This is a genomic window from Paenibacillus ottowii (assembly GCF_050516475.1).
GTDB lineage: Bacteria > Bacillota > Bacilli > Paenibacillales > Paenibacillaceae > Paenibacillus > Paenibacillus ottowii.
On record NZ_CP191577.1, the window covers coordinates 3,281,996 to 3,308,990 of the forward strand.

At 43.7% G+C, this 26,995-nt stretch carries 24 protein-coding genes; 9 read left to right on the top strand and 15 right to left on the bottom strand.

Annotation, left to right across the window (positions count from 1 at the left end):
* Positions 1-120: 120 nt before the first annotated feature.
* The 3 genes from ACQQ6X_RS15255 to ACQQ6X_RS15265 all read left to right on the top strand — a co-directional run bounded on the left by ACQQ6X_RS15255 (position 121) and on the right by ACQQ6X_RS15265 (position 3,114).
* The gene (locus ACQQ6X_RS15255; RefSeq protein WP_305166024.1) at positions 121-378 is read left to right on the top strand and encodes a hypothetical protein; all 258 of its coding nucleotides are present in this window, start codon (positions 121-123) and stop codon (positions 376-378) included.
* A 356-nt stretch (positions 379-734) separates the two neighbouring features.
* Complete coding sequence (locus ACQQ6X_RS15260) at positions 735-1,853, top strand: RDD family protein (RefSeq protein WP_369425859.1); 1,119 nt, start codon at positions 735-737, stop codon at positions 1,851-1,853.
* 220 nt (positions 1,854-2,073) lie between these two features.
* On the top strand, positions 2,074-3,114 hold the full coding sequence (locus ACQQ6X_RS15265) for a CdaR family transcriptional regulator (protein ID WP_305166026.1): 1,041 nt from the start codon (positions 2,074-2,076) through the stop codon (positions 3,112-3,114).
* A gap of 166 nt (positions 3,115-3,280) precedes the next feature.
* Here ACQQ6X_RS15265 and ACQQ6X_RS15270 read toward each other — a convergent pair whose 3' ends face one another.
* Positions 3,281-4,426: a glycerate kinase gene (locus ACQQ6X_RS15270; RefSeq protein WP_305166027.1), complete on the bottom strand. Its 1,146-nt coding sequence runs from the start codon at positions 4,424-4,426 to the stop codon at positions 3,281-3,283.
* A gap of 21 nt (positions 4,427-4,447) precedes the next feature.
* Positions 4,448-5,743, bottom strand: coding sequence for a GntP family permease (locus tag ACQQ6X_RS15275; protein WP_305166028.1), 1,296 nt, complete (start codon positions 5,741-5,743; stop codon positions 4,448-4,450).
* A 215-nt stretch (positions 5,744-5,958) separates the two neighbouring features.
* On the opposite strand from ACQQ6X_RS15275, the gene ACQQ6X_RS15280 reads away from it, so the two are divergent.
* The 3 genes from ACQQ6X_RS15280 to ACQQ6X_RS15290 are packed head-to-tail and all read left to right on the top strand — an operon-like array spanning position 5,959 to position 9,594.
* A complete protein-coding gene (locus ACQQ6X_RS15280; protein WP_305166029.1) occupies positions 5,959-6,690 on the top strand; it encodes a GntR family transcriptional regulator in 732 nt (243 codons plus the stop codon).
* Complete coding sequence (gene gntK, locus ACQQ6X_RS15285) at positions 6,683-8,221, top strand: gluconokinase (protein ID WP_305166030.1); 1,539 nt, start codon at positions 6,683-6,685, stop codon at positions 8,219-8,221. Before ACQQ6X_RS15280 ends, gntK begins: the two co-directional genes overlap by 8 nt.
* A gap of 26 nt (positions 8,222-8,247) precedes the next feature.
* Positions 8,248-9,594 (top strand): GntP family permease, encoded by a 1,347-nt coding sequence (locus tag ACQQ6X_RS15290; RefSeq protein WP_305166031.1) that lies wholly within the window; start codon positions 8,248-8,250, stop codon positions 9,592-9,594.
* Positions 9,595-10,042: 448 nt separating this feature from the next.
* On the opposite strand, the gene ACQQ6X_RS15295 is transcribed toward ACQQ6X_RS15290, so the two are convergent.
* Complete coding sequence (locus ACQQ6X_RS15295) at positions 10,043-10,999, bottom strand: endo-1,4-beta-xylanase (RefSeq protein WP_305166032.1); 957 nt, start codon at positions 10,997-10,999, stop codon at positions 10,043-10,045.
* Between the two features lie 273 nt (positions 11,000-11,272).
* Positions 11,273-11,683, bottom strand: a complete 411-nt coding sequence (locus tag ACQQ6X_RS15300; protein ID WP_305166033.1) for a YjdF family protein — start codon at positions 11,681-11,683, stop codon at positions 11,273-11,275.
* A gap of 286 nt (positions 11,684-11,969) precedes the next feature.
* On the opposite strand from ACQQ6X_RS15300, the gene ACQQ6X_RS15305 reads away from it, so the two are divergent.
* Entirely contained in the window at positions 11,970-13,415 is a 1,446-nt protein-coding gene (locus ACQQ6X_RS15305) for a DEAD/DEAH box helicase (protein ID WP_305166034.1), read from the top strand.
* Between the two features lie 63 nt (positions 13,416-13,478).
* Here the strand turns inward: ACQQ6X_RS15305 and ACQQ6X_RS15310 are convergent, their stop codons facing one another.
* Entirely contained in the window at positions 13,479-14,426 is a 948-nt protein-coding gene (locus ACQQ6X_RS15310; protein WP_430493465.1) for an elongation factor G, read from the bottom strand.
* Positions 14,427-14,936: 510 nt separating this feature from the next.
* Between ACQQ6X_RS15310 and ACQQ6X_RS15315 the strand changes: the two genes are divergently transcribed.
* On the top strand, positions 14,937-15,527 hold the full coding sequence (locus ACQQ6X_RS15315) for an RNA polymerase sigma factor (protein ID WP_305166036.1): 591 nt from the start codon (positions 14,937-14,939) through the stop codon (positions 15,525-15,527).
* Positions 15,488-16,552, top strand: coding sequence for a DUF4367 domain-containing protein (locus ACQQ6X_RS15320; protein ID WP_305166037.1), 1,065 nt, complete (start codon positions 15,488-15,490; stop codon positions 16,550-16,552). Before ACQQ6X_RS15315 ends, ACQQ6X_RS15320 begins: the two co-directional genes overlap by 40 nt.
* A 94-nt stretch (positions 16,553-16,646) precedes the next feature.
* Here the strand turns inward: ACQQ6X_RS15320 and ACQQ6X_RS15325 are convergent, their stop codons facing one another.
* The 10 genes from ACQQ6X_RS15325 to ACQQ6X_RS15370 all read right to left on the bottom strand — a co-directional run bounded on the left by ACQQ6X_RS15325 (position 16,647) and on the right by ACQQ6X_RS15370 (position 26,930).
* Positions 16,647-17,222, bottom strand: a complete 576-nt coding sequence (locus ACQQ6X_RS15325; protein ID WP_305166038.1) for a histidine phosphatase family protein — start codon at positions 17,220-17,222, stop codon at positions 16,647-16,649.
* A gap of 218 nt (positions 17,223-17,440) precedes the next feature.
* Positions 17,441-18,151, bottom strand: a complete 711-nt coding sequence (locus ACQQ6X_RS15330) for an SDR family oxidoreductase (RefSeq protein WP_305166039.1) — start codon at positions 18,149-18,151, stop codon at positions 17,441-17,443.
* A 21-nt stretch (positions 18,152-18,172) separates the two neighbouring features.
* Positions 18,173-18,733, bottom strand: a complete 561-nt coding sequence (locus ACQQ6X_RS15335) for an NAD(P)H-dependent oxidoreductase (RefSeq protein WP_264217070.1) — start codon at positions 18,731-18,733, stop codon at positions 18,173-18,175.
* 81 nt (positions 18,734-18,814) lie between these two features.
* The gene (locus ACQQ6X_RS15340; protein WP_305166040.1) at positions 18,815-19,393 is read right to left on the bottom strand and encodes a TetR/AcrR family transcriptional regulator; all 579 of its coding nucleotides are present in this window, start codon (positions 19,391-19,393) and stop codon (positions 18,815-18,817) included.
* A 369-nt stretch (positions 19,394-19,762) separates the two neighbouring features.
* Entirely contained in the window at positions 19,763-21,262 is a 1,500-nt protein-coding gene (locus ACQQ6X_RS15345; protein ID WP_305166041.1) for a malate:quinone oxidoreductase, read from the bottom strand.
* 428 nt (positions 21,263-21,690) lie between these two features.
* On the bottom strand, positions 21,691-22,134 hold the full coding sequence (locus tag ACQQ6X_RS15350; RefSeq protein WP_305166042.1) for an RNA polymerase sigma factor: 444 nt from the start codon (positions 22,132-22,134) through the stop codon (positions 21,691-21,693).
* Positions 22,135-22,195: 61 nt separating this feature from the next.
* Positions 22,196-23,059 carry a hypothetical protein gene (locus tag ACQQ6X_RS15355; protein ID WP_305166043.1) on the bottom strand — a complete coding sequence of 288 codons (864 nt, stop codon included), beginning with the start codon at positions 23,057-23,059 and terminating at the stop codon, positions 22,196-22,198.
* Positions 23,060-23,153: 94 nt separating this feature from the next.
* A complete protein-coding gene (gene araA, locus ACQQ6X_RS15360; protein WP_305166044.1) occupies positions 23,154-24,578 on the bottom strand; it encodes an L-arabinose isomerase in 1,425 nt (474 codons plus the stop codon).
* A 41-nt stretch (positions 24,579-24,619) separates the two neighbouring features.
* Positions 24,620-25,315 (bottom strand): L-ribulose-5-phosphate 4-epimerase, encoded by a 696-nt coding sequence (locus ACQQ6X_RS15365; RefSeq protein ID WP_016822497.1) that lies wholly within the window; start codon positions 25,313-25,315, stop codon positions 24,620-24,622.
* Position 25,316: 1 nt separating this feature from the next.
* A complete protein-coding gene (locus ACQQ6X_RS15370) occupies positions 25,317-26,930 on the bottom strand; it encodes a xylulokinase (RefSeq protein WP_305166045.1) in 1,614 nt (537 codons plus the stop codon).
* Positions 26,931-26,995 lie beyond the last annotated feature (65 nt).

The following is a 26,995-nucleotide window of genomic DNA, read 5'->3' on the forward strand; positions in this document are numbered from 1 at the left end:
TCAGGTTATATTTTGTTAGCTTTATATTAGCTTATCGATATACTAATTATAACCCTACAGCAACATACGGAGTGTATAATAAGACAATCCCAATATACTGGATTTTCAGGAGGAAGAATAGTGATCACCTATTTGAGATGCAATGAAGCCAGCATGGAACAGGACGATTTTGCGGCGTGTTTTTTCGGTCCAGAGGGCAATTCACGAAAACATTCTTTCCTTGCCATGGATGAAGATCAGCCGACCGGCTTAATTCTCGGCGGTACTCGGCAGTTTGACGGGTACAAGACCATGCGTTGTGGCACGCTATACGCTAAAATACTACAACGATACTGTCCCATCGGTCTCTCCCGCTCCCTCATCCTCGTACATTGTTAAAGAGCTTATGTTCGACGATGTCGCAGATTTTCGTAAAACCCTCACCGACTGTCACATCCATTGGCAAAGTGATACACCTTATTACGCCAGCAGCACACGGGAAGTTTTTCTCGGCAAGGCTTTAGCCAGAAAATAGGTCTCTTGAAAGACCCCGTTGAGCAATATGAAATGTGTATGCAGCTTCTTCCATACTAGTTCACCACACAATGCATACACTCTGGTTTGGCTTAGGATGAAAGGGATATTTATAATATATTATTTGTTTATAGAATCTTTTCCTAAACATGGATGGTGAAATGACCGTTATATAAGGAGGATGTTTTTAAATTATGGATTATTAAAATGAGGTGTACGATTTGGAAGACCAGCACTTACCACAGATTTCACAGGCAACAGCAAGAGAGAGGTACATTCGGCATAGGCAAAATTATGGAGAAACAAACAGAATGGCCGAAATATCAAAGACCTACGGTTCGTCTATTTTGTTTAGACGTTGGGGAGCAACCCTTTTTGATTTCATATTTTTTGTAATCGGGTATATTGGTTTCTTTACCTCCGTCATTCAAATAACAGACAGATGGCTGTTGCCCTTAGCAATTGCCACCCGTTGCATCCTGATTATAGCTTTCTTCTGCTATTATTTGCTTTTGGAAGGTTTCACAGGCTATACGCTTGGCAAATTCGTTTTTCGTATTAAGGTGGTTAACGGAGAAGGAAAACCTCCTGGTTTTCTTAAATCACTCATTCGCACGCTGATCAGGCTCATAGACACCAATCCGTTGCTAATGGGTTCACTACCTGCTGGTATCAGCGTGTTAGTGACTGCATCAAGACAGCGAATTGGTGATTTAGCTGCAGGTACATATGTCGTAAAGGTACGGGATTTAGAGCCGATTAGCAAAAAGGCAATGAGATGGTCGCTCTTCATATTTTTTACCGCCATGGTGATCTTGGGAGCTTCGTTTGTAAATGCCACTTTTATCCTGGCGAACCATTACGGTCTCCCTGAAGCTCCAGCAACCAAGCAGGAGCAAAGCTATGTAAGTAAAGATGGGCGATTTCAGATCTCAGCCCCGTTAGATTGGTCAACAAACCCGGACCAGGAAGAACAAGCAGATATTGCGATATTCAATCCATACATTCAGAAATCTGTTATCGTACTCTCCAGTTCAAAAGAGAAATTAGGTAATGTGACGCTCCAGTACTACACAGAGAAAGTTCAAAACAACATGACTAAAATGTTTAATCTCTCTACAGTAGGGCCTTCATCCAACACCACGATTCAAGGATATCCGGCCATTGAGTTCACAATTAAAGGACAGAAAGATGTAAACCATTATGTCACCCATGTAGCCATTATTGAGACTGAAAATAATTTCTACAAGATCATCGCGTATACACCTGCATCAAAATATAGCCGTTTGAAGAAAGAACTTCATGATATTACCTATAGCTTCCGTAAGGTTCGCCCTTAGACAGCGTGACGGATGATGAAACAATGAGACACAAAAGACAGGTGCTCCTGGGAGCCCTGTTTTTTGCGTACAACTATTTTTCACAACTATGATAAAATAGGCTGACATGTTCAGCGTACTGCTTTATTATGTTGTTCAGATGCACAATAAATTGGAAGCCCTTTCAAGTATGAAATGCAGTAAAACATCTTACATCATGAGATAAAGGAGGGATCCTGATTTGTTTCCGCTCTCCGAAAGACAAGCCCAAGACATCGTAGACAAAATGATGAAGGATATTCCGTACAATATTAATATTATGAATGAACAAGGCATCATTATTGGCAGCGGCGAGCGTGAACGAGTCGGAACCATTCACCAAGGAGCTGTTCAGGCGCTCGAAACTGGGAAAATGATTGAAGTGTGGCAGGATGGACACTATGAGAAAAAGGGAACCAATGAACCGATTGTTATCCATCATGAGCTAGTCGGTGTCATTGGTATTTCAGGCAATCCCGACGAAGTGCGTCCTTTTTGCAACATTGTTAAAACTACGGTGTCTCTCCTGATTGAACAGCGCATTTCCCTGGAGCATCTCGCCCACGAGGCCAACCGCAAAAAATCTGTACTGGAAATGCTGTTAAATCATCAGGGAGCCTACACCCAAAAAATAAAAAAAGAAGCTGCTCAATATCACATTGATTTGCTTCTCAAAACTTCGGCCGTATATATAAAGCATCTTCCTTCTGATTCTGCTCATTTAGCCGAGTTGTCCAACATATTCATGCAGCATCCATCCTTTCGTATGGAGGAAGACAGCTATCTCATCCTGATGCAAAATCAGGAACCGACCGCCAAGCTGCTGGAACCCCTTGTACGCCGCCATCCCGATGTGCTGATTGCCATCAGCAGACAAGAGCACAGCATTGCGGATGTTTATATGCAAGCCAAGTCCGCTATGAATATTGTACTGGCACTGCGCCTACCTGTGCAGATCGTTTCTTTTGCAGAAGTTGAATTTCTGGTCAAATTAAGCCAAACCAACCTGACCAACACGATCCATCTGGTCAGCAAGCTGGAAGATACCGTGGATTTGCTGGATACGCTGCGAAGCTTTATTAACCATAACGGCAGCGTCTCCTTTACCGCAGATGAATTAAACATTCATCGAAATACACTGCAATATCGCCTGAAGCGCATCCATACCTTAACTGGCAAAGATCCTCGCAATCTCCTTCAGCTTTTTGAGCTTACGCACGGTTTATTGGCGCTGTATCAATGAACTTCCGGATCACACCAGAATATGCTGGGATACTTTTCGCTCGCCTTCACTTCCGAATTTCTCATAGGCAATATCCATTAGCTAAAGAAAACCGGGATTACAGGCGAGCGCTCGTATTATACATGATTTGTATGATGCCACTTATAATTCTCGCGAATCAATCCCTTCATTTTTCATTGAATTGAAGTACTCTTGCGATATTCTCGCACGTACGCTCTACGTTTTGCGGCCCTTCGGCCAGCAGTTTACCCAGCTCCGAGGCTCCAGGTACGATGCCAAACACCGCATCTATTCCTTCCTTGTATAGCGTGTCGATCCCTTCCCCGATATAACCTGCAACCGCAATGACCTTTTTTCCGGATTGTTTGGCTGCCTGAGCTACTCCATATGGAGTTTTACCGAATTTGGTCTGAAAATCAATACCGCCTTCTCCCGTCAAAACAATGTCGGCCGTGGCTAGCTTCTGCTTTAAGCCCGTGTATTCAATCACAATTTCAATGCCCTTTTGCAGCGTCGCCTGAGTAAAAATCAATAGGCCTGCACCCAATCCGCCTGCTGCACCCGCGCCTGGGAGATCACGCACATCCTTGCCTAACTGCTGCTTCACTACATCCGCATAATGGGCAAGATTGGCATCCAATTGCTGCACCATTTCCGGCGTTGCGCCTTTTTGTGGGCCAAATACACGGGAAGCCCCATGCTCTCCGCACAGCGGATTTGTCACATCACAGGCTACAATCAATTGCACCTGCTGCAAGCGGTCGTCTAGGGATGAAATATCAATACTAGCCAGCTCGCCCAGGCCGCCGCCGCCACGTGGAAGAGTATTCCCTGCTGCATCCAGAAATCTAGCGCCCAGCGCTTCCGCCATACCTGTACCGCCATCATTCGTCGCACTTCCGCCAATGCCGATGATAATTTTCCGAATTCCCTGGTTCAGACACTCACGGATTAACTCTCCCGTGCCGTAGGTTGTTGTCTTTAACGGGTTTTTATTGTCCTGATTGACCAGATGGATTCCGCTGGCAGATGCCATCTCAATTGCCGCAGTGGTGCCGTCTCCCAGCAAGCCATATGCAGCAGTTACAGGTTCTCCAAGCGGTCCGGTCACCTCCATGTAACGAAGCTGTCCGCCTGTTGCATCCACCAGTGACTGTACTGTTCCCTCGCCGCCGTCTGCCATCGGAACGTGGACATAATGGGCTGTTGGATAGACCTTGCGCAGTCCCTTTTCCATTGCAATACACACTTCTTTAGCCGTCATGCTCTCTTTAAAAGAATCCGGTGCCAGTACAAATGTTTTCTCTCTCATTGTGTCACCCCATCGTAAATATTAAAGTAAGAATCCATACAATATTGTGGCTACAATCGCCATGGTTCCGCCCACAATAGCTTCATAAGGGATCAGTCCCATCCGCTGTTTAATGCTCATTTTCATACTGTCTGCCGTAACGTGAAAATAGTTGCCCTGTGGTAAGGAATCAATGACGGTAGCTCCTGTATGCACCATTACAGCTGCGGCTAACGGGGCTGTCCCCATGTTCAAAATGGCTTCTCCAAACGAGCCAGTCGCCAATATAACGCCCGTCGAGGTCGATGCTGTGGCAGCCGCCATCAGAATGCCTGCAAGCGGTGCCAAAAATGTGCCAGAAACCCCCGAAGCTTCAATCAAGCCAACTACCTGAGCAGATAAATTGGAGGTAGAGATCAGACCCGCAATCCCGCCTGCACCGATCAAGATGAGCACGGTTGCCGTCATTTTATTCAAACCGGAAGCTGAATACTTCAGAATGTTGCGTCCTTGTCCCATGGCCAGCATACCGACAATCCCGGCGATTGGCAAAATGTACATCGCGTCGACCTTGAAATTCGACAAAGCATCAATGCCAGAGATAGAGCCAATCGGGTTAATCATCAGCAAAATAACAGCTACCACTGGAGCTACAATTGCTCGTCCCAATGCCGGATACTTCGACGTATCGACATCACTGTCCATCGTATCCTGGTCGGACACCTTCACACCTTTGTTTTTCAACATAGACGCCACCAGAACGGTCATGATTAATCCGCATATCGCAGGCACCACACCCGCCAACATCACGTGGCTTAAATCCAGATTAAACCCGCGTGCCGCCGCAATCGCATTGGGATTTGGGGAGATAATGTTCCCCGCCTTTCCGCCACCAGACAAAGCCAGCAGGAGAGCCAGCTTGGAAATCCCCATTTTGTTCCCAACCGACAAGGCAATAGGTGCCACAATTAGCACTGCCACGGGAATAAAGACGCCTACCGCTGTAATAATCATCGTTGCTAACGCCAGTGCAAGGATCGCTTTACTGCCACCAAACTTCTTTACGATAGCCTGCGCAATCGTCTCCGCTGCCCCAGACTCCATCATCACGCCTGCCAACACACCTGCCGCGAGCACACGAATGACCGTCCCCATCACGCTTTGCGTACCACTAATCAATACGCTGATCGTCTGCTCCAGATTAGCTCCACCCAATAAAGCGCCTACAATTGCTCCCAAAAACAGAGCGTAAACCGGATTCAGCTTTCTCAATATCAAAATAATTGCAATAGCCAGCCCTGCCAGAGCTCCTATCCAACTGATCGTTAACCCTTCCATCTGTCTAACCCCCCGGGCAATTTTTGATTACGCTTTCATTATATCGACTGCAGCGTGTGAATTATATTGAAGAACAGACGAAATTGATTGTGCATTTGCACAAAAAAGCCCGAAACTAGCTTACAAAAACAATTTAATGAATACGCTTGCAAATCTAAAATTTTAGATTATAATACTTGTATACAAGTATACTTGACTAATGAGAAGGTGAATTGATGGATCAATCCAGTGATTTCCTATATCCCTCCAAATGGCTTTTAAAAGCCTCTACTGGTGATCGTGTAGCATCTGAGCTTAGAATGCGCATTATTTCTAGCACTATTGAAAGCGGTACCATACTATCTGAAAATAAATTAGCTGCTGATTTTGCAGTAAGTCGCTCACCCATTCGTGAAGCGTTAAAAATACTGGCATCCGAGAATATCATCCGCTTAGAAAGAATGGGCGCCGTTGTTATGGGCCTATCCGAAAAAGAAATAGAAGAAATTTATGATGTACGTCTACTCATAGAATCCTTCGTATTTGAACGTCTTATAAAGATGGACACGAATGATTTAGCAAAGGAACTTAGTAAAATACTTGAAATGATGAAGGTCGCAGTCAAATATAGCGATGCCGATGAATTTTCATATCAAGATGTCTTGTTTCATGAAACGATTATTCGTGCAGTTAATCATTCATACATCCTGATGATCTGGAATAATTTAAAGCCCGTGATGGAAAGCCTTATTCTGTTGTCGATGCGTATGCGTTTCAAAGAAAAGTATGAAGACTTTTCGCGGATTGTAAAAAATCATGCGCTTTATATTGAAGCAATCCAGGCAAAAGATAGAGACCTTATGATTAAGTCTTTACATGAAAACTTTGATGATGTTCAAGGTAAAGTAGAAGACTTATGGATGTCCCAACAACTGCTGTCCAAAGGAGTCGTGCCACAAAATGACTAACTACATGTTAGGTATAGATATCGGAACCACCAGTACAAAAGCTGTTTTATTTAGTGAAAAAGGCGAAGTTATCCAACAGGAGAATATCGGGTACCCGCTTTATACACCAGATATAGCTACAGCTGAACAAAATCCCGAGGAGATCTTTCAGGCAGTCCTACAAGCGACTTCGAATATCATGAAACATCACTCACAAAAAAAGCTATCGTTTGTTTCATTTAGCAGTGCCATGCATAGTGTCATTGCCATGGATGAACATGATCAGCCACTTACGCCTTGTATCACTTGGGCAGATAATCGCAGTGAAGCGTGGGCACATCACATAAAGGATGAGTTGAATGGTCAAGAAGTCTATAGACGAACAGGAACACCCATTCACCCCATGTCACCTTTAACGAAAATAGCCTGGATTGTGAATGATCTTCCTGAAATCGCTATCAAGGCTAAAAAGTATATCGGGATTAAAGAATATATTTTCAAAAAGCTCTTTGATCTATATGTTGTTGACCATTCCCTGGCTTCAGCGATGGGCATGATGAATCTCGAAAAGCTGGATTGGGATGAAGAAGCCTTAAAAATTGCGGGTATAACCCCTTCTCAATTGTCTGAGCTCGTGCCCACAACCAAAATATTTACCGACTGTAACTCAGATTTAGCAAAAGAGATGGGGATCGATCCACAAACACCCTTTGTCATTGGGGCCAGCGATGGAGTCCTTTCTAATCTTGGTGTAAACGCGATACAAAAAGGCGAAGTTGCCGTCACCATTGGGACAAGCGGCGCCATACGAACCATTATAGACAAGCCGCGAACGGACGAAAAAGGAAGAATATTTTGTTATGCCTTAACGGAAAAGAACTGGGTCATAGGCGGACCGGTAAACAATGGCGGGATGGTTCTTCGCTGGATTCGTGATGAGCTTGCCTCATCTGAAGTAGAAACAGCGAAACGACTAGGCATTGATCCCTATGATGTGCTGACCAAGATTGCCGAACGTGTAAGACCAGGATCTGATGGGCTGTTATTTCATCCCTACCTTGCTGGTGAACGTGCGCCATTGTGGAATCCAGACGTACGTGGCTCATTCTTCGGTTTAACGATGTCACATAAAAAGGAACATATGATCCGCGCAGCTCTAGAAGGAGTCATTTACAATTTGTACACCGTATTTTTGGCCTTAACCGAATGCATGGACGGTCCCGTGACCCGAATTCAGGCTACAGGAGGCTTCGCAAGGTCAGCTGTTTGGCGGCAAATGATGTCGGATATCTTCTCATCTGAGGTCGTCGTTCCAGAAAGCTATGAAAGTTCTTGTCTAGGAGCATGTATTCTGGGCTTGTATGCCACCGGGCAAATCCAGTCATTTGAAGTCGTCTCTGAAATGATTGGCAGTACCAACAAACATGCACCGAAAGAAGAAGCAACCAAGGAGTACAAGAAGCTGCTGCCGATTTTCATTAACCTGTCCAGAGTATTAGAAGAGGATTATACACGAATTTCCAATTATCAAAGAAGCTTAATTAAACACTAAAAGGATAAATACAGGAGGTAATTACAATGCCGTTAGTCGTTGTAGCGATTGGAATTTTAGCATTACTCATTTTAATCATGGGCTTCAAATTAAACACCTTTATCTCCTTAATCATTGTATCGTTCGGTGTGGCCTTAGCACTTGGAATGCCATTAGAGGAAATTGTCAAAACCATTGAAGCCGGATTAGGCGGAACACTGGGTCACTTAGCGTTAATTTTTGGACTTGGAGCGATGTTAGGGAAGTTGATCGCGGATTCTGGAGGTGCCCAAAAAATTGCCATGACCCTCGTTGACAAATTTGGTGAAAAAAATATTCAATGGGCGGTCGTAGCGGCTTCATTCATAATTGGGATAGCGTTATTTTTTGAAGTAGGATTAGTATTGTTGATTCCAATTGTGTTTGCCATTTCAAAAGAACTAAAGGTTTCTATCTTATATCTCGGTATTCCGATGGTTGCAGCTTTGTCCGTCACACACGGCTTCTTACCTCCACATCCTGGACCGACCGTGATTGCTGGTGAGTATGGCGCAAACCTTGGTGAGGTTTTGCTTTATGGCTTTATTATTTCCGTTCCAACCGTTATTTTAGCAGGACCTGTATTTACGAAGCTTGCCAAAAAGCTCGTGCCTGCTTCATTTACGAAAACCGGTAATATTGCCTCTTTAGGTGAGCAAAAAGTGTTTAAGGCCGAGGAAACCCCTGGATTTGGAATCAGTGTATTTACAGCAATGCTTCCCGTCATTTTAATGTCGATTGCTACGATTATTACTTTGCTTCAAAAAACATTAGGATTTGCGGATAATAGTCTACTCACAGCAATCCGCTTTATCGGGGATGCATCCACTTCCATGCTGATTTCCTTACTGGTTGCCGTTTACACCATGGGACTAGCAAGAAAAATTCCAATCAAAGATGTAATGGCATCCTGCACAACTGCTATTACTCATATTGGGATGATGCTCTTGATCATTGGGGGAGGCGGGGCCTTCAAACAAGTACTGATTAATGGCGGTGTAGGTGACTATGTAGCCCATTTATTCAACGGAACCACATTATCACCAATTCTGCTGGCCTGGATCATCGCTGCAATCTTACGTATTTCTTTAGGTTCTGCAACTGTGGCAGCTTTAACAACCTCTGGTTTAGTGATTCCGATGCTAGGACAATCTGACGTTAATCTTGCTTTGGTTGTGCTTGCTACGGGAGCGGGTAGCTTAATAGCTTCACATGTTAACGATGCCGGGTTCTGGATGTTTAAAGAGTACTTTGGTCTAAGCATGAAAGAAACCTTTGCCACCTGGACTTTGCTTGAGACCATCATTTCTGTAGCCGGATTAGGATTCATCTTAGTACTAAGTTTATTCGTATAAACCATGATTTCTGGGCGGTAACTCCCCTACTTATCTTTCTTAGGAACCTCTAAGTCTGTAAGTGAGGAGCTACCGTTTATTTACGAACTAGAGTGATATTAAATTATTTCATTTTTGGACGATCGTACTGGTTGCTTCTGCTGCTCCTTTGGCCTCACCATGTCCTGCACCAAATAGGTTTAATACCACCACACCAATAACAATTAAAACAATCCCTACGATACTTCCTGTATTAACCGTCCAGACGGTTTTATTTCAAGTAACTTTAAAGTTATGGGTTAGGTATATAAGCCTAATTGCTTGGATTAGATTTTGATACGTTTAAGCTAAATAAAAAGAAGCCTTGGGCGTGTAACATTTCAGCCAAGACTTCTTCAAATAAACAACTACCCAGCCCGGATATTTAGCAAAAGTCCGCATCTGTTGGGTTTTAAGTGCCACCTATAGCTTATCTCTTCAGATACTGTCTCAGCCATTGGAGCGCAGGACGTTCCGTGCCGTTAGAGTTCAGCAGATGTGTACCGTCTTTCCAAGTTTGTCCTTGGATATACCCCCAAAGCGTAACTCCCTTCACTGAGGGGTTTTGCCAAAGGACTGGAAACTTCTCTTTGTATCTGGCAAGTTGAGTATTATCATCCCCAGTTATATCCAGTTCCGACACATAGATCGGTAACCCGGTCGCCGACAGCTTATTTAGTACAATATTCATCGTGTTGACTGAGACGTTGTCCATACTGAAATGGTGGCATTGAATGCCAATACCGTCAATCAGGCCTCTACTCTTGAGCTGATTAATAATATTGACATATTGGTCGGCTAAAGAAGGGTCGTTGATAATACCATAATCATTTATATGCAGTTTGGCATTCGGGAAAGCTTGTCTAGCCTGTTGAAACGACCATATGACCCAATCCCATCCGGTCGACCCGTCACCACCAATGGCATTGCGGTAGGACGGCTTCTGATGCAACGGCTCATTCACCACATCTACAAACGCCGCATTCGGATAGCGCTGACCTGCTGCTTTAATCCACTGAGTCACTTCCGCTTTCTGATCAGCAGCCGACAGTCCTTTAACCCATCCTGGCTCCTGGGCACCCCATACCAACGTATGGAACTTGAACGGGAAACCATTGCTACGTGCATAATTGTAGGCGGTATCCGCCTGCGACCAGTTCATGTTGTTACGACTGCCTTCAACCGATTCCCACTTAGTCGAGTTCTCCGGCGTCACTTGATTCCAGTATGTCCCGTAACTAGGAGGGACACTGCCCGCAATGATATTCCCCAGAAATTTGCTTCCATTTGCCAGGCCAGCATCAGCCTGGTTGACCAGAACAGATGATAACAACACACCCGCCAACGCCAAACTGCTCACCAGCTTGCCCACTTTAGTTCTTAACATAAAATCTCCTCCTCACACGTATAATTTGATAATACTCTTCCTCAATAATTTAAGCGCTTACATTTCCAATTATAAGAATGAATAGTTGTTTTCTGCTACATGTGAAAGTATAGATTTTACCCGAAAAATCTTACATCATTGCAGGATAACCAATCCTTTCCTTCTCGACAGTTTAAAGGGCACCCAAGCGGGTGCCCTTTGTGCGTAATACATGTTTTCACATATGGTGGTATAAAACATGCGTTACAGTTGCGGATAGGGAGGGAGGTTTTATTAATGTCCGCGATGTTTTTCTTTCGCTTTTTTCTCCTTCAATTCCCTGATTCGTGCCTTCGTGGATTCCTTTTGCTGTTTAGTGTAGGCCTGCTTCTCCAGCTTTCGCTTTTCATACTCTAACTTTAGAGCCTCTTGTGCGTAGGAGGAAACGCCCTTCCTTCTTAATTCACAAGCTGCCTGCCTTGCTAGCCGTTTCGGGTTGGCCTTCTTTGTTTCAGACCATTTTATAGCCACCTCTTGTGAAAGCCGACTAACAAGTTCCCCCATCTCCTCACGGATAAACTGGAGAATTTCCTCGTCCTTAGGCTCTGTACCAAAAATGTACCTGGCTGCCTTCAATTTCCCTTGGTCCTGCTCCTCCACGACTCCAATCCAATACTGTCCATCATGATAAACCGTAAGCTTCATTTGAATCCCCCTCATTTTAAATCGAAACGATGGACATCCCGAGGGGGGAAGGTCACTGACACGGCACTCTTGCAATTATAGAGTCGTCCATGCGCCTGGACTACCAACCAGACTGTGCTTTTTCGTCCCAGGAAAAGTATAGTTGCCTTACTGGAAAACAGCAAGTTAATCGCTGATATGTATTAGAGTGTAGCTGGATATAGAGTATACTGGGTGAGTATAAGTTCGATACACGATGACATGATATATGTAATGGCACTTAAATACAGCGCAGAAGAGGTTGAGAATGAGTCAGAAGCATTTTGCAGATTACCCATTAAGTGAAGAAATTGTGAGGGCTCTGAATAGCTTGGGCTATGAGAAGCCAACAGAAATTCAAACGGAGGTTATTCCCGTTGCCCTTGAGAAGAAGGATCTTGTGGCTAAATCGCAAACAGGCAGCGGCAAAACAGCAGCATATGGTATTCCACTTTGTGAGCTAGTAGATTGGAATGAGAATAAACCCCAAGCTTTAATCCTCACACCAACCCGTGAACTCGCATTACAGGTTACTGAGGACATCACGAATATTGGACGCTTTAAGCGGATAAAAGCAACGCCTCTTTATGGGAAACATCCCTTTCATATACAAAAGGCCGAGCTAAAACAAAGGACACATGTGGCTGTAGGTACGCCCGGACGTGTACTAGATCATATTGAACGAGGCACACTCTCCTTAAATCGAATTGCCTATCTCGTGATTGATGAAGCTGACGAGATGCTGAATATGGGCTTTATCGAGCAGGTTCAGTCGATTATTCAGGCGCTGCCTAGTGACCGGGTTACGATGTTGTTTTCCGCTACTTTTCCCGAAGATGTAGCCAAACTGTCACGTAAATATATAAACGATCCTGTGGAAATTGAGATTAAGGCGACAGGTGTAACCACAGCCACGATTGATCACTCTCTTATTCAGGTGCGGGAGGCGGACAAGCTGGCTCTGCTACAGGATCTGCTCGTTGTTGAGAACCCTGACAGCTGCATCATTTTCTGCCGTACGCAGGAGCATGTAGATACACTATTCAGAGCATTGGCTGACCTCGAATATCCATGTGATCGCATTCATGGCGGCATGGAGCAGGATGAGCGATTTGAGGTAATGAACGCATTCAGAAGGGGACAATTCCGTTACTTGATCGCAACTGATGTAGCTGCTAGAGGTATTGATATCACGAATATCACCCATGTCATCAACTACGATATTCCCCTTGAAAAGGAGAGCTATGTTCATCGTACAGGACGCACAGGACGTGCTGGCAAAACAGGGAAAGCCATTACTCTAATCACTCCTAAAGATAGTAAACGATTAGCTGATATCGAAGCATATATCGGATTTGCAATTCCGCAAGTAAAGGCTCCCTCAGAAGAGGCTGTTGATCTACGCAGAAAAGACTTTGAGCGGAAACTACATGTGAAAACTGTACTCAAAAACGACAAACGCGAGCAATTAAACCAACAGATTATGAAGCTCAATTTTAACGGCGGTAAGAAAAAGAAACTTAGAGCTGTCGACTTTGTGGGTACCATCGCTAAGCTTGACGGGGTAACAGCAGATGATATCGGGATCATTACGATTCTGGATAATGTGACAGATGTTGAGATTCTGAATGGCAAGGGCCCACTGGTGCTTGAGATTATGAAGAATACAACCGTAAAGGGCAAGCTGTTAAAGGTACGAAAAGGGCATAAGTAGAAGGTACGCTGTATAAAAAAGAGTGAGGCAATCCCGTTCAGTACGGCCGATGGTTTTCGTAGGCTATACAGGCGGGATGGCCGAGTTCATTTCTTGCTCCTCTAATTCATCTTTCCATTTATCGATATTATTAATCATTTTGAATTTCTCTTTTAACTGAGTAACATCTTCAACTGGCACATAGCTGTCCAATTTCATATGGAAGTCCGAAACATCTTCTTCATGGTTATACATTTCTTCTAGAATATCAATGATTGTGGAAAGTCTAGATCTAAATGATAATTTATAAAAACCTTCCTCCTGGAGGATACATAGATTTTCTACCCCTCTAAAAAAGGAGTTCCCTTCAAAATATAGCTTGTTACAGGTCATATGGACCTGCATCAATGGTTCGCATATTTGCCAATCTACTTCCTGCATAGCGATTTTGAGCGATATATGTGTTCCACTGATGTAATAATAATCTCGATAAAAACACATTGAACAAGAGGCCCTCATTATTTTAATTTTTGAATCTACAGCAGGATACCCTAATACAAATCCTTCAGCTAATAATTTCTTGGAGAAGTAATCCAACGATTTTACAAATAATTGGTATCCAAGTTCCTTACCTTCCTCATCGTCTTTATGACAGCAATAATGAATAATATCTTCTTTCACTTGTTTATTTTCATATTGATATCCCATTCCAGCCTCTAAATGATCAATATGAATTTCAACTCCTGCAAATAAGTCATTTAAACTTGTTATTCTGGAATGATTGCCTTTTAAATTTATATTCAAATCAGCAGTACATTCTCTATAGAGTATACAGGTGTCTTTGATATCCAGTTTAATGTGTTGCCTATTCATAAAATTAATGATTCTCTTATATTGAATAGCTCCATCATCAGACTGATTAAAATGAACAGCAATACAAACGTCCTCATCATGTTCTATTAATCTTTTAATACTTTCAATAATCATATTTAGTAGCACTTTTTCTTGAGGAAACGGCAACGTTAATCCCATGTATTTCGATTCCAAGTTAGGCAGCAGCTTCATTCGATCCTTAAGATGAAGCATCAGATTATCAAAATTATATTTCCTAGTACTCTCACTCATAAGAAATTGTATCCTCTCACTTTTAATTACGAGATGGCCTTACTCTGACTGAAATAACCCCCGATAACTTCTATCTCTCGATGAGTAACCCTGGTTTCACTAAGCACTATTACTGCATCTGTTCTTCCTCAGACAAGAATTTTCTCTACTGTGAAACCACCGGTTTTTTTATTAATCCTCTGTTGGCATTATCTGTGTTGTATCATCATCAACTTCATTGTATTTTATCATTCTATTTATTCCCACAATATACCTTTAGACTAACAAGGTGGGTGATAATTGTTCTGCTTTAGCGTATTCTCTTAGAGACTTGATAGAATATTTTTAAAAAAATTTTAGACAAGGTGTCCCTTTCGGTCATCTTCATTTGTTATACAGATATAGTTTTCTTTTTGATCAGAGGGGGTGCCTACATCTTTGAATGAGGAAATCGAATACAGAATCAAACGAGTTCAAGCCGGCGAGATCCAGGATTACGCCTACATTGTAAAGGAGTATCAGCGACAGATTTTTGTGTACTGCTGGAGGCTATTAGGAAATGAGCAAGAGGCGGAAGAGGCTGTACAGGATATTTTCGTCAATGCCTTTGAGAAAATCAGCAGGTACAAGCTGACAGTGGGCTTTTCCTCCTGGCTATACAAAATGGCCTATCATCACTGCCTGAACCTGATTCACAGGAAGAATCTACAGCGCAAATTTAAACTTACCCTGTTCACCTCAACTAACATGACTTCAGACAGTGCTGCGCAGGTTATGGAACGTCGGCTTTTTAGTGAACCGCTGAGTCGAGCGTTAGACCAACTGAACGCGGAGGAGCGTAACCTGCTAGTGCTGCGTGTTTTTGAAGAAAAAACGTTTGGGGAAATCGCAGACATCATGAACAAAAGCGAGGAAGCTATCAAGAAAAAATATGGCAGGACTAAAACAAAGCTCAAAACAATTATGGAACCCCTAAAGGAGGACCACAAATGCGTGAATTACACGACAGAATTCAAAAACAAGGCCTGAAATACACCGATCTGCAGGACAGGGAATTCAAAAAGATGGAAAAGCTAACCGAGCCAGAAAACGCCTTAAAAATCCAGGCTTTTGACGTCTCTGACAAAGTAATGGAACAGGTCTACCAAAAGGCGGCGTCCAAAACAGGAAATGTTAGGAGAAATCATTTTCAGCCTCGCATCACCGTCCCCATCATGATTTTTCTTTTTGTAGTAGGGGCCTCTGTGACTGGATACGCGGCTTCCCAATATCTCGAATTTCGCAACAGTAAGGGCGACGTTGTATTAAACACCGCCAAAACACCTACCGAAACAGACGCCTCCAAAACGTATACCTCCACCTACGCACGGTGGAACGAAAAGGTGAGGGACCGTTTGCAACCAGGGGAGTATGCCGCCTATTACATCAAGGACGATTCTATGAATCAAAACAACCTGTCTAATCCGGTCCTGTTTGCGTACAAACCAGCTGAGCTTTCAAGCTTCAACAGCTTACAAGCTGAAATCAAGCGGACTGAGGCTCCATTACTCAGCAACCCCACCCATCTACCAGATGGCTACAAGTTTGATTTTGGATACGTCTATCCAGTCGCTGCATACCCTGGGATGATGGATAAAAAGGAATATCAGGCTTTAACGGATAAACTGATGCAACAGGCCAAAGCTGCACCGGAGGGTGAAAATCTGTTTATTCAAAAGCTGAGCTGGGACAAGTCAGACTTCTCTTTTGCCCGCTATGCGAGAGGCAACGACTATGTAAACATTACCGTCAGCAAATACACCCCAGAAGTCACGAAGACAACCATCATGCAAAATGAACAGGATTCGGCTGAGGAACTGACGATCAAAGGAACCAAGGCCTATTACATCAGGGCAAGTGAAGCAAGCAAGCCCTTGGAAGTAGGAAAAAATCGGATAGGCTGGCTCGATGAAAAAAGACATGTACACTACAACATATCCGATAACCAGAACAGCCCACTGACTAGGGAAGATTTAGTTAGAATAGCTGAAGATCTGCTTAATGCTTCATCGTAATAGATGTCATAGAAAGGTTTTGAAGAGAGACTATCCTGTACTAAGGACGGTCTCTCTTTGAACAATCGTTTTCGTACCTATTTGTCCCGTAGCATCACTGGGTATACCACAATCTTTTTACCTCAACTAATTCTTGACCGTTGAACTTCATTCTGTATACATCTGGTTTGGATGTGTGTAGTAGAAAATTCAAGTCATATTGCTTGTCATAATATCCCATCATCAAAGTCATAACAGCTCCATGAGTGCCTAATGCAACTTTTCGTCCTTGATAGGTTTTTAACAATTCTTTTAGAACTGCTATACTTCGGTTCTGACAAGCCGTATTAGACTCTCCCCCATCTAAGGCAAAGTTTGGATCAGAAAAAGACTTATCTAACAAAGGAAATAATTCCGCATCGGGCATTCGGTGGTCTTCATTCAAAAAGATCCTTTCTTTAAGATCCTCGAATACCAAAACTTCTTGTCCTGAACGTCGAGCTAACTCTTGAATGGTCAGGATTGCTCGCTGATATGGACTCGAAACGAAAACCTCGATCCCCTCTCCTTTCAATAATTCAGTTATTCGATAAGCATCCAATTTACCTCTATCCGTTAAACCTCTTGTTCTTTCATTTCCTTCCGTCTTCGGCGATTCGCCATGTCTCATCATGTAAATGAAAGTTTCCAAAATTGCCTCCTTAAAGAATAGAGTATTGTTTGCAGCTCCTTAAACCGCTCACTGGATACAATTTTAGAGCAAATCATTCTGCATGACCAACCCAGCCTGATTCGCAATTGAGCAAACCGGCCCCTATAACTCATTACTTTATAATTTTCACTGCACTGACCGTAACAGCAATTTTTAGTGGGGTTCTGTACCATCACTTCAAGTCGAATGAATGGTCATTACCACGGAAGCTGATCATCCATATAGTAGAATCCGCCTGTTGGGCCATCTTCTGGCAGGGTCGCCAGCCGGACCGCCGTTTTTGCTCCATCCTCAATCGACAGCTCCGCCTTTTCCCCGCCCATCTGCGTTTTGACTAAGCCGGGGTGTACGGAATTGACCTTCAGATGCGTCCCGCTGTTTTTTTGCGCCCAGTAGGCTGTCAGCATATTTAAAGCTGCTTTAGATGCCGCATAAGCCGGGGTAGCAAGCCGCTGCACCCGTTCATTGGTCAACTGAAACTGAATCGAGCCTATAGCGCTGCTTTGGTTGACGATTCTGCCTGCTTTGCTCTTTAACAGTAACGGCAACAGTGCTTCTGTAATCAAATAGGGGGCGAACGTGTTCACCTCAAAAGTATCTCTGAAAGCATCCCCGTCATAACCCGCTTTTTCTGCCAAAATGCCTGCATTGTTGACCAATATGTCCAGCCGTCCGTAAGTATCTTCGATGAATTGGGCCAATTCTGCGATATGTGCAGAATTCGTTACCTCGAGCTTCACGCCGACAGCCTGAATGCCTTCTTGCAACAACCCGGCAGCTGCTTCATCTGCTGCTGTTTTCGTGCGTGCAGCGACCAATACCGTTATACCTTGCTGCCCCAGTTGTCTAGCAACCTCCAGTCCGATTCCTTTGCTTGCCCCGGTAATTAATGCGATTTTATTTGTCATGATTCATTTCCTCCTCGATTTTTATTTATTGATAGTGATCAAATCAGATGTTTGGACATGACGCACGGTCGCCAGATGCTGAACATATGCAGCCTGGCTCGCGGTAATCTGCTCATCCGTCACATGGTTTGCATTATGGATAGCAAAAGGCGGCAGATAGTGGGCACTCACATAGTTGGCCAGTGCCTCCATCGGCTTCGCGATATCCCGAATCGTGAACAGGTTGTAGCCGCCGGGCTGATACGAGGCAGCAGTTCCTGCCGTCGAGATGGCGATGCCGATTTCCTTCCCTTTCAAATGCTCTCCGTCGGGACCAAACGCCCAGCCGAATGCCAACACTTCATCGAACCACTGCTTCAACAAAGGCGGCGTACTATACCAATAGAGCGGGTACTGGAAAATGATTCGATCATGGCTGTCCAGCAGAGCCTGTTCATGGGTAATATTAATCTGATGATCAGGATAGGCTTCATACAACACATGTACGGTCGTTTCAGGCTGCTGCCTCATGGTTTCCGTCCAGGCTCGATTAACTCGGGAACTTTGCAAATCCGGGTGGGCAACGATGATTAATGTTTTCATACTAACTCTCCTTTGTTATTTCAATAGTTTATGAGAACGATCGTTCTAAAAATATGAAAAAAATTTGTTTTCGGTTATCGTCTATGTCTCTAAAATGCGTAGATTTAACTCAGCTATCCGTTGCAGCTTTTCTTTCGGAACGGAAGTCCGCACCATAACCCTGAGCCCCGCTAAGGCATTTTGCAAATACTCAGCCAACTCCTTCACTTCGTACTGCTGTGTAAATTCGCCGTTTTGCTGTCCCCACGTTACGATTTCTGCAAGCATTTTCTCCGATTTTGCAAAGGCCTTCGTCGCTACCTCGTCAATGTCCTCATCCCGAATCGCTAATTCAACAGCCGAATTCACGAACATGCAGCCGGGCGGTACGTCCTCTTCACCGTTAATGATGGAGTCAAAAATAAACTGAAGTGCCTGCTTAGCCGTCCGGGATTGCTTAATGCCTGCCGCCCACCTACCGTTAATGCGCTCTCCAAATCGGTCCATCACTTTGAGGAACAAGGTGTGCTTGTCGGTAAAGGTATCATAGATACTTCTTCGATGGATCCCCATATGTTCGACAAGATCATTCATCGAGGTTTTTTCATACCCCTGCTCCCAGAACAGCTTCATGGCCTTTTCCAGAACTACGTTTTCTTCAAATTCTTTGCTCCTGGCCATTCTATCTACCCCCTGACCATTTAGAATTTGTCTGGATTAAATGGATCGCCCTTTTGGAAACGATCGTTCTATATTGGTCACCACATATGTTTTTCTTCTCTGTCTGGCTTTATCCTAACATATTGGGAACGATCGGTAAAGAATTATTTTTTCTCTTTATTGCCTGTCCATAGTTACTGTAATCACCATCGCACACACTAATAAACACCGAAGCATTATCATAGGATTTGCATTCGAAGGCAAGCATATTAGCGGTGGGGAGATCCCCACCGCTTCAGATTGTTACTTATGCGACTTGAATACGTATCGTAAGATTACTGTGCAATTTATTATAATAATTTGGATGATCGAGTTACTAGCCATGTAAAATTAATGGTGCAGCGGTTCTTTTTCGCCCAGACCCAGCACCTCTGTAGTGGTATTATAAATTTCTTGGTAAAGCTCTGGATTTTCAGCAAGTGACATCCCATAAGAAGGGATCATCTCTTTTATTTTCGGTTCCCACTCGTCCATATGCTGTGGGAAGCATTTTTCTAATACTTCCAGCATAACGTGCACAGCAGTGGAAGCACCCGGAGAAGCACCGAGCAATGCAGCTACCGAGCCGTCAGCCGAACTCACCACTTCCGTACCAAATTGAAGGGTTCCTTTACCGCCCTCCGTATCTTTGATCACTTGCACACGTTGGCCCGCCACCACGATCTCCCAGTCCTCGATTTTGGCGTTTGGAATAAACTCGCGTAATTCTTCCAGACGTTTTTCATTCGATAACATCACTTGCTGGATCAGGTATTTGGTCAATGCCATTTCTTTGGCCCCTGCCGCCAACATCGTGATCAGGTTATTAGGTTTTACAGAACCAATCAGATCCAGGTTTGAACCCGTTTTCAAGAACTTTGGCGAAAAGCCGGCAAAAGGCCCAAACAGCAGTGCTTTTTGGTTACCGATATATCTTGTATCCAGATGCGGGACAGACATGGGAGGAGCACCAACCTTAGCTTTACCATATACTTTCGCATGATGCTGGGCAACCAATTTAGGATTGTTACATACCATAAATAGCCCACTTACCGGGAAGCCCCCGATATATTTGGACTCAGGAATGCCTGTTTTTTGCAGTAAAGGCAGACTTCCACCCCCACCACCAATAAAGACAAACTTGGCATGATGATATTCAATTTTACCGTTATCCAGATTATGCACTTTGACTTTCCACGAGCCATCGCTCGCACGTCTAATATCCTTTACACTATGCTTGTATCTAATCTCTACATTTTTGCTTTTTAAATGGTCAAACAACATGCGTGTTAAAGCACCAAAGTTAACATCTGTTCCAGAGTCGATTTTAGTGGCCGCGATCGGTTCGTTCAATGTACGGCCTTCCATAATTAGCGGAATCCATTCCTTCAGCTTTTCAGGGTCATCGGAAAATTCCATGCCTTGAAAAAGAGAAACACTTGAAAGCGCTTTAAAGCGCTTTTTTAAAAAAGATACGTTTTTTTCACCCATTACCAAACTCATATGAGGTATTGGCCTGATAAAGTCCTGTGGATTACGAATCAAATTACTGTTGACAAGAAAAGACCAAAACTGTCTTGAGAGCTGAAACTGTTCGTTGATATTAACCGCTTTACGAATATCTACAGATCCGTCCGCTTTTTCGGATGTATAGTTCAGCTCGCATAGTGCAGCATGACCCGTGCCTGCATTATTCCATTCGTTAGAGCTTTCTTCTCCTGCACTTGCCAGTTTCTCAAACACTTTAATTTCCCATTCCGGTGCTAACTCTTTCAGCAATGATCCCAGAGTCGCGCTCATGACCCCGGCACCAATTAAGATAACGTCTGTATTTTTCTGAATACTATTCATAAAAACCTTCCTTATCTCTTATATTTGCAAAAAAGAGCAGGCCCTCCTGCTTAACTGATTCAAGAAGCAAGGCTCCACTCAGGAACATACCTTTTCTATCTTCATTATAACTTAAATATAATCATTTAAAAATTATATCTACTTTTATCTGATAATTATAAATCATTTCTGCTAAAAAGTGAGATTTTTCTTTGCGGAAATAAGAATTGAACTCCGTTTTTTATAAGAAACATAGCTGATTTTGTTACTCTCGTGGAAATACCGCTTTCCAATAATTAAATCAACAGTTTATATATATGAATAAATTGAAATGGTTATGTAGGATTTCAAGAATAAACATATGATTCATCTAGGTCCTGTATGTCAACCGTACAAGCGTAGAAATCAAGTAAAAGAAGGGATATGAAAGGAGGACTTCCTCCCAAGGACTAGCAAGACATAAAGCGATGAATATATATGGAGATGCCTTTAAATATTAAGGAGCGACTTAATATGGGTATCAGGATGTGACTGGGCTTTTGGTGCCATTCCCTTCTTTCAGCGATAAGCTCCACATCAAACTTCTCTACATCCATGACTATAGTTTCGTCCAACGGCATCATCATGGGCTTCTTGCGGCGCAGAAGACGATGACATTGACGTTCAACAATGGTCTTGAACCATCCAGGGAACGCCTCTGCTTCCTGTAATTTATGGAGGTTGGAAAAAGTCTCAGCGAACGCCTCCTGAACCGTATCCTCTACCAGACTCCAGTCCCCTAGCCTCGTATATGCTACCGAAAAAGCCATCCCACTGAAATGCTGCACGATCTGCTCCCATGCATTTTGATCGCCTAGCTGAGCTTCTTCAATCCAATGCTGCACCTCTTGCACTTCAGTTTAGAGCCATCCCTTACAGGATGGCCCTCTAAAATTAAACGATCATTTCCCAGGATTATAGATACTTCATCATGATGCTCGAAACAGTCCGTTGTTGATTCTCCCAATCATAATCGGAGTTATCCATTATAAAAGATTGAAAAGGAAGTTGCTCAATAATATGCAATTCCAGCTCTCGCCGATGCTCAAGGAACTGAATATATCCTTCGTACCCGTGCAGCCCCTTATTCTTTCCGTAATCCTGCTCCGTATGGTACCAAATCACAAAATCCAGCCATTCTTGAGACCTCATCGTTTTGACTCGCTCAATCGTCTCACGGATGTTAGGTTGCTTCAAATAAAACAAAATTGGATTTAGGTCCCGAATTTGCTCCGCTATCTGTAATACATGCTGAACAAATCGGTCATTTCCTGCATCGTGTCGAGCGAGTAATGCGCACCCCGGATTCTGTAAAAAACAGCATTCGAGTATGATTAGCTTTTCCTTTTCTCGCTGATCTTTAGCAAAAGAACTCCAACGCTGAACCATCAACTCGCAGTATTTTTGTACAGGTATTCCATCGTAAATTTCATAACGCCGGATTTTCTCATACAGACTAAAGGGAATGGCATTTTGAGCTGATTGCTGCGCAAGTGCATATGCGATTAATGAGTCGTTCCCGTTCAAAGATACAAACGGGTCAATGTAATGAAACACATCGGAATAGCTAGTCCGGAGTCTATCAAGTTCTTCGTTCGGCACACATGCAACCGATTCATAATTAGCAGGGTGTTGTAAGTTCCCTTCTAAAAATAATTCCGATTCTATTTGATGTGTGTTTAACATGTCATGTATGTATCTAGATAATGTGGATTTGCCAGAGCCAGGTATTCCTTCAACGATAACCAATTTCGTTTTCGTAGACGGTAAATTCGCCATAGTATCACATCCTTATAAATTAAAATCCTCTGATAAACAATAAAAAGCATTGGGTCTTGAGGACTGACCCAATGCTTTTATAGATAAACTATAATTATTTAATAATTACGTATTCCAGGTTAACCAGTTTTGCATAACTAACAATTTGGTCTGTGGTTAGATTCAAGGAAACTACGGTATGGTGACCGCCACCGTTCTCAACCCATGCTTTAACTCCGTCTTGAAAGTTGGGCTTCACGTTCCATAGTACACGGGCCACTGGAAGTTTAGGAGCAGGAACTGTCGGTTCAAATGCAGTAACCTCATTGATCAGCAGTTTATAATGAGTGCCAAAGTCAGCCATAGAAACAACTACGCCGTCCCCTGCCTTACCGTCAAACACCAGACGGGCTGGATCTTCACGATCGCCGATACCTAACGGAGAAACAATGATTTTAGGCTTGTTGCTTGCCAACGTCGGGTCAACTTCAAGCATATGGGATTGAAGGATCGACTCCTGGCCCGCTGCTAATTCATAGGTGTAGTCTTCCATAAAGCCAGTGGATTGGTTATGGCTCATGACTTTAAGCAGACGATCCAGCGCTGCAGTCTTCCAGTCTCCTTCACCCGCGAAGCCGTATCCTTGTGCCATCAAACGTTGAACGGCAAGACCAGGAAGCTGTTTCATACCATAAAGATCTTCAAAGTTCGTAGTGAAGGCAGTGTATCCGCCGTTATCCAAGAACCGCTTAAGGGCAATTTCATAGCTTGCTTGCACTTTTACGCTCGATTCCCAAGCTTCCTTGCTGTAAGTACCATAATCAAATTCATAGAGTTCGGCGTATTCCGCGAACAAAGCATCAATTTCTTCTTCCTTCACAGCATTGACATACTGAACAAGGTCGCCAATTCCGAAGTAGTCAACAGTCCATCCAAATTGGATTTGGGCTTCAACCTTATCGCCTTCCGTAACACCAACGTTACGCATGTTGTCGCCAAAACGGGCAACTTTGATATTGAAGCTTTCGTTATAAGCAACCGCTACATCCATCCACTCTGCGATTTGCTTTTGCACTTCTGCACGTTCCCAGTAACCTACAACCACTTTATTCTGTTTCTTCAGGCGAGCATTGATAAATCCATATTCACGGTCACCATGAGCTGCCTGATTGAGGTTCATGAAGTCCATATCAATCGTAGCCCAAGGAATGCTTTCATTATACTGTGTAGCCAGATGAAGCAGCGGCTTTTGCAGCAATTTAGTACCACGAATCCACATTTTTGCAGGTGAGAAGGTATGCATCCACGTGATGACACCGGCAACCTCGTCGCGATAGTTGACTTCTTTCATAAGGCTGGTAATTTTGTCTGCACTAACTGCCAGATCCTGCAATACGAGCGGATAAGGCAGAACGCCGCTCTTATTTAGGGCATCGGTCATTTCTTGTGCGTGTGCTTTGACTTCTGCTAATGCTTCTTCTCCATACAGATGTTGTGAACCTACGACAAACCAGAACTGTTTTGTACCTACTGTTGACATAACATTCATCCTCTTTTCTTCGTTTGTTAGTTTCGTTGGTCTTATTTTTGGCCGTAGTAAGCGTCTTTCCCATGTTTGCGTAAATAGTGTTTATCTAGAATACGCTGCGGCAATTCTTCGGCAAAATGATTTAATTCCCGTGCGAATAAATTCATTTTTGAAACTTCTTCCAACACAACGCTATTCATAACTGCGGATTTCGCATCCTTGCCCCAGGTGAAGGGAGCATGACCCTTAAGCAGGACACCCGGCACTGCTAAAATATCCAGTCCGCGCTGCTCAAAAGTTTCGATGATGACACGGCCCGTTTCGGCTTCGTAACCACGATCAATCTCCTCTTGTGTCAGGAAACGAGCGCAGGGAACAGAGCCATAGAAGGTGTCTGCATGAGTCGTCCCCATTACAGGAACATCCAGGCCTGCTTGAGCCCAGACGGTCGCCCAGGTCGAATGCGTGTGCACGATACCGCCGATCTCTGCGTAGTGCTTGTATAGTACGGCATGAGTCGGTGTATCCGAGGAAGGTCTCATCTCTCCTTCAACAACATTGCCGTCAAAATCAACAACTACCATATCGCTAGGTTTCATCGTGTCATAGCTAACACCACTCGGTTTAATAACGAATAAGCTGCGTTCACGATCAACCGCGCTGACGTTACCCCAGGTGTATTTCACGAGTCCATGTTTAGGCAAATCCAGATTGGCTTGAAATACTTCTTCTTTCAGCTGCTCTAACACGTCAATTCCTCCAGTTTTCCACTAGATTATCTACAGCAGTCTGCTCAATCGCCAGGCCTTGTGTGTAGCGTTCTAAGAATGTTTCGAATCCCTTAACATCGGAACCGTCAGGATGAATTTCTTGTCCCTCAACATCTCTGAATACTTTTTGATCGAGGAAGTCTTCCAGACTTTCTTGTTGATCCTTGTTCATCATGTAAGAAGCCAAAATAGCCATCCCCCACGCTCCGCCTTCTCCGGCTGTTGCCATCACAGATACCGGAACATCCATGGCTGCCGCAACAATTTTTTGTCCGACGATAGGAGTTTTAAATAAACCACCGTGAGCCAGAATGCTGTCAATTGCGACATTTTCCTTCTTCGTCAAAATATCCATCCCTATTTTCAAAGCAGCAAATGCTGTGAACAGATGAGTGCGCATAAAATTGGCCAAATTGAAACGGCTTTCAGGGGAGCGAACAAACAATGGCCGACCTTTCTCTATGCCGGTGATATTCTCTCCTGACAAATAGCCGTAGCTAAGTAAGCCGCCGCCATCTGGATCTGCCTCCAAAGCCTTGTTCAGCAACACACTGAATAATTGGTTCGGGTCTGCCTTTTGCCCCATGGCCTCATAGAATTCACGGAACAAGCCCAGCCAAGCATTGAGATCACTTGAGCAGTTATTGGCATGAACCATTCCGACCGGATTGCCGTTCGGTGTAGTCACCAGATCAATTTCCGGATATACCGCCGAAAGATCCTTCTCTAATACAATCATGGCAAAAACCGAGGTACCCACAGAGACGTTGCCAGTACGTTTTCTCACACTATTCGTAGCGACCATCCCTGTTCCCGCATCACCTTCTGGAGGGCAAAGTGGAATGCCAGGTTGTAAATCCCCTGATTTATCTAAGATTTTGGCTCCCGCTGCGGTTAATACACCTGCCTGCTCACCTGAGAGATAGACTTTAGGAATAATGTCTTGTAGCTTCCAATCGTAGCCTTTGGCTGCAATGAGTTCGTCAAACTGCTTAACCATCGACTCGTTATAATCATGCGTAGTCTCGTCAATTGGGAAGATACCCGAAGCATCTCCAATACCAATCGCCTTATCGCCAGTCAGCAGCCAGTGAATATATCCAGCCAACGTCGTCATAAAATCAATATGAGGAACATGTTGTTCTTCGTTCAATATTGCTTGATACAGGTGAGCAATACTCCATCGCTCAGGAATGTTGAATTGGAATTTATCAGTTAAAGCCTTTGCCGCAGCACCGGTTGTCGCATTCCGCCAAGTCCGGAACGGAACAAGCAACTCACCTTTGCTGTCAAAAGCCATATAGCCGTGCATCATTGCAGAGAACCCTATAGAACCAACCGTATGAAGGGTGACTCCATATTTTCGCTCAACCTCTTGCTTCATTTCACGATAAGCCTCTTGCAGACCCGTAATAATACTCTCTAAGTTGTACGTCCAATAGCCATCTACCAAGAGGTTTTCCCACTCATAGCTTCCAGATGCGATTGTTTCAAAACGATGATCAATCAGCACTGCCTTGATACGTGTGGATCCAAATTCGATACCAAGTGAGGTTTCTCCCTTAGTAATCGCTTGTTTAATGTCTTGATCCATGCTCACGTTACTCCTCTCTCTGAACAACTGTTATAACCGCAATAATGAAAGAAGGCGCTTTCTTT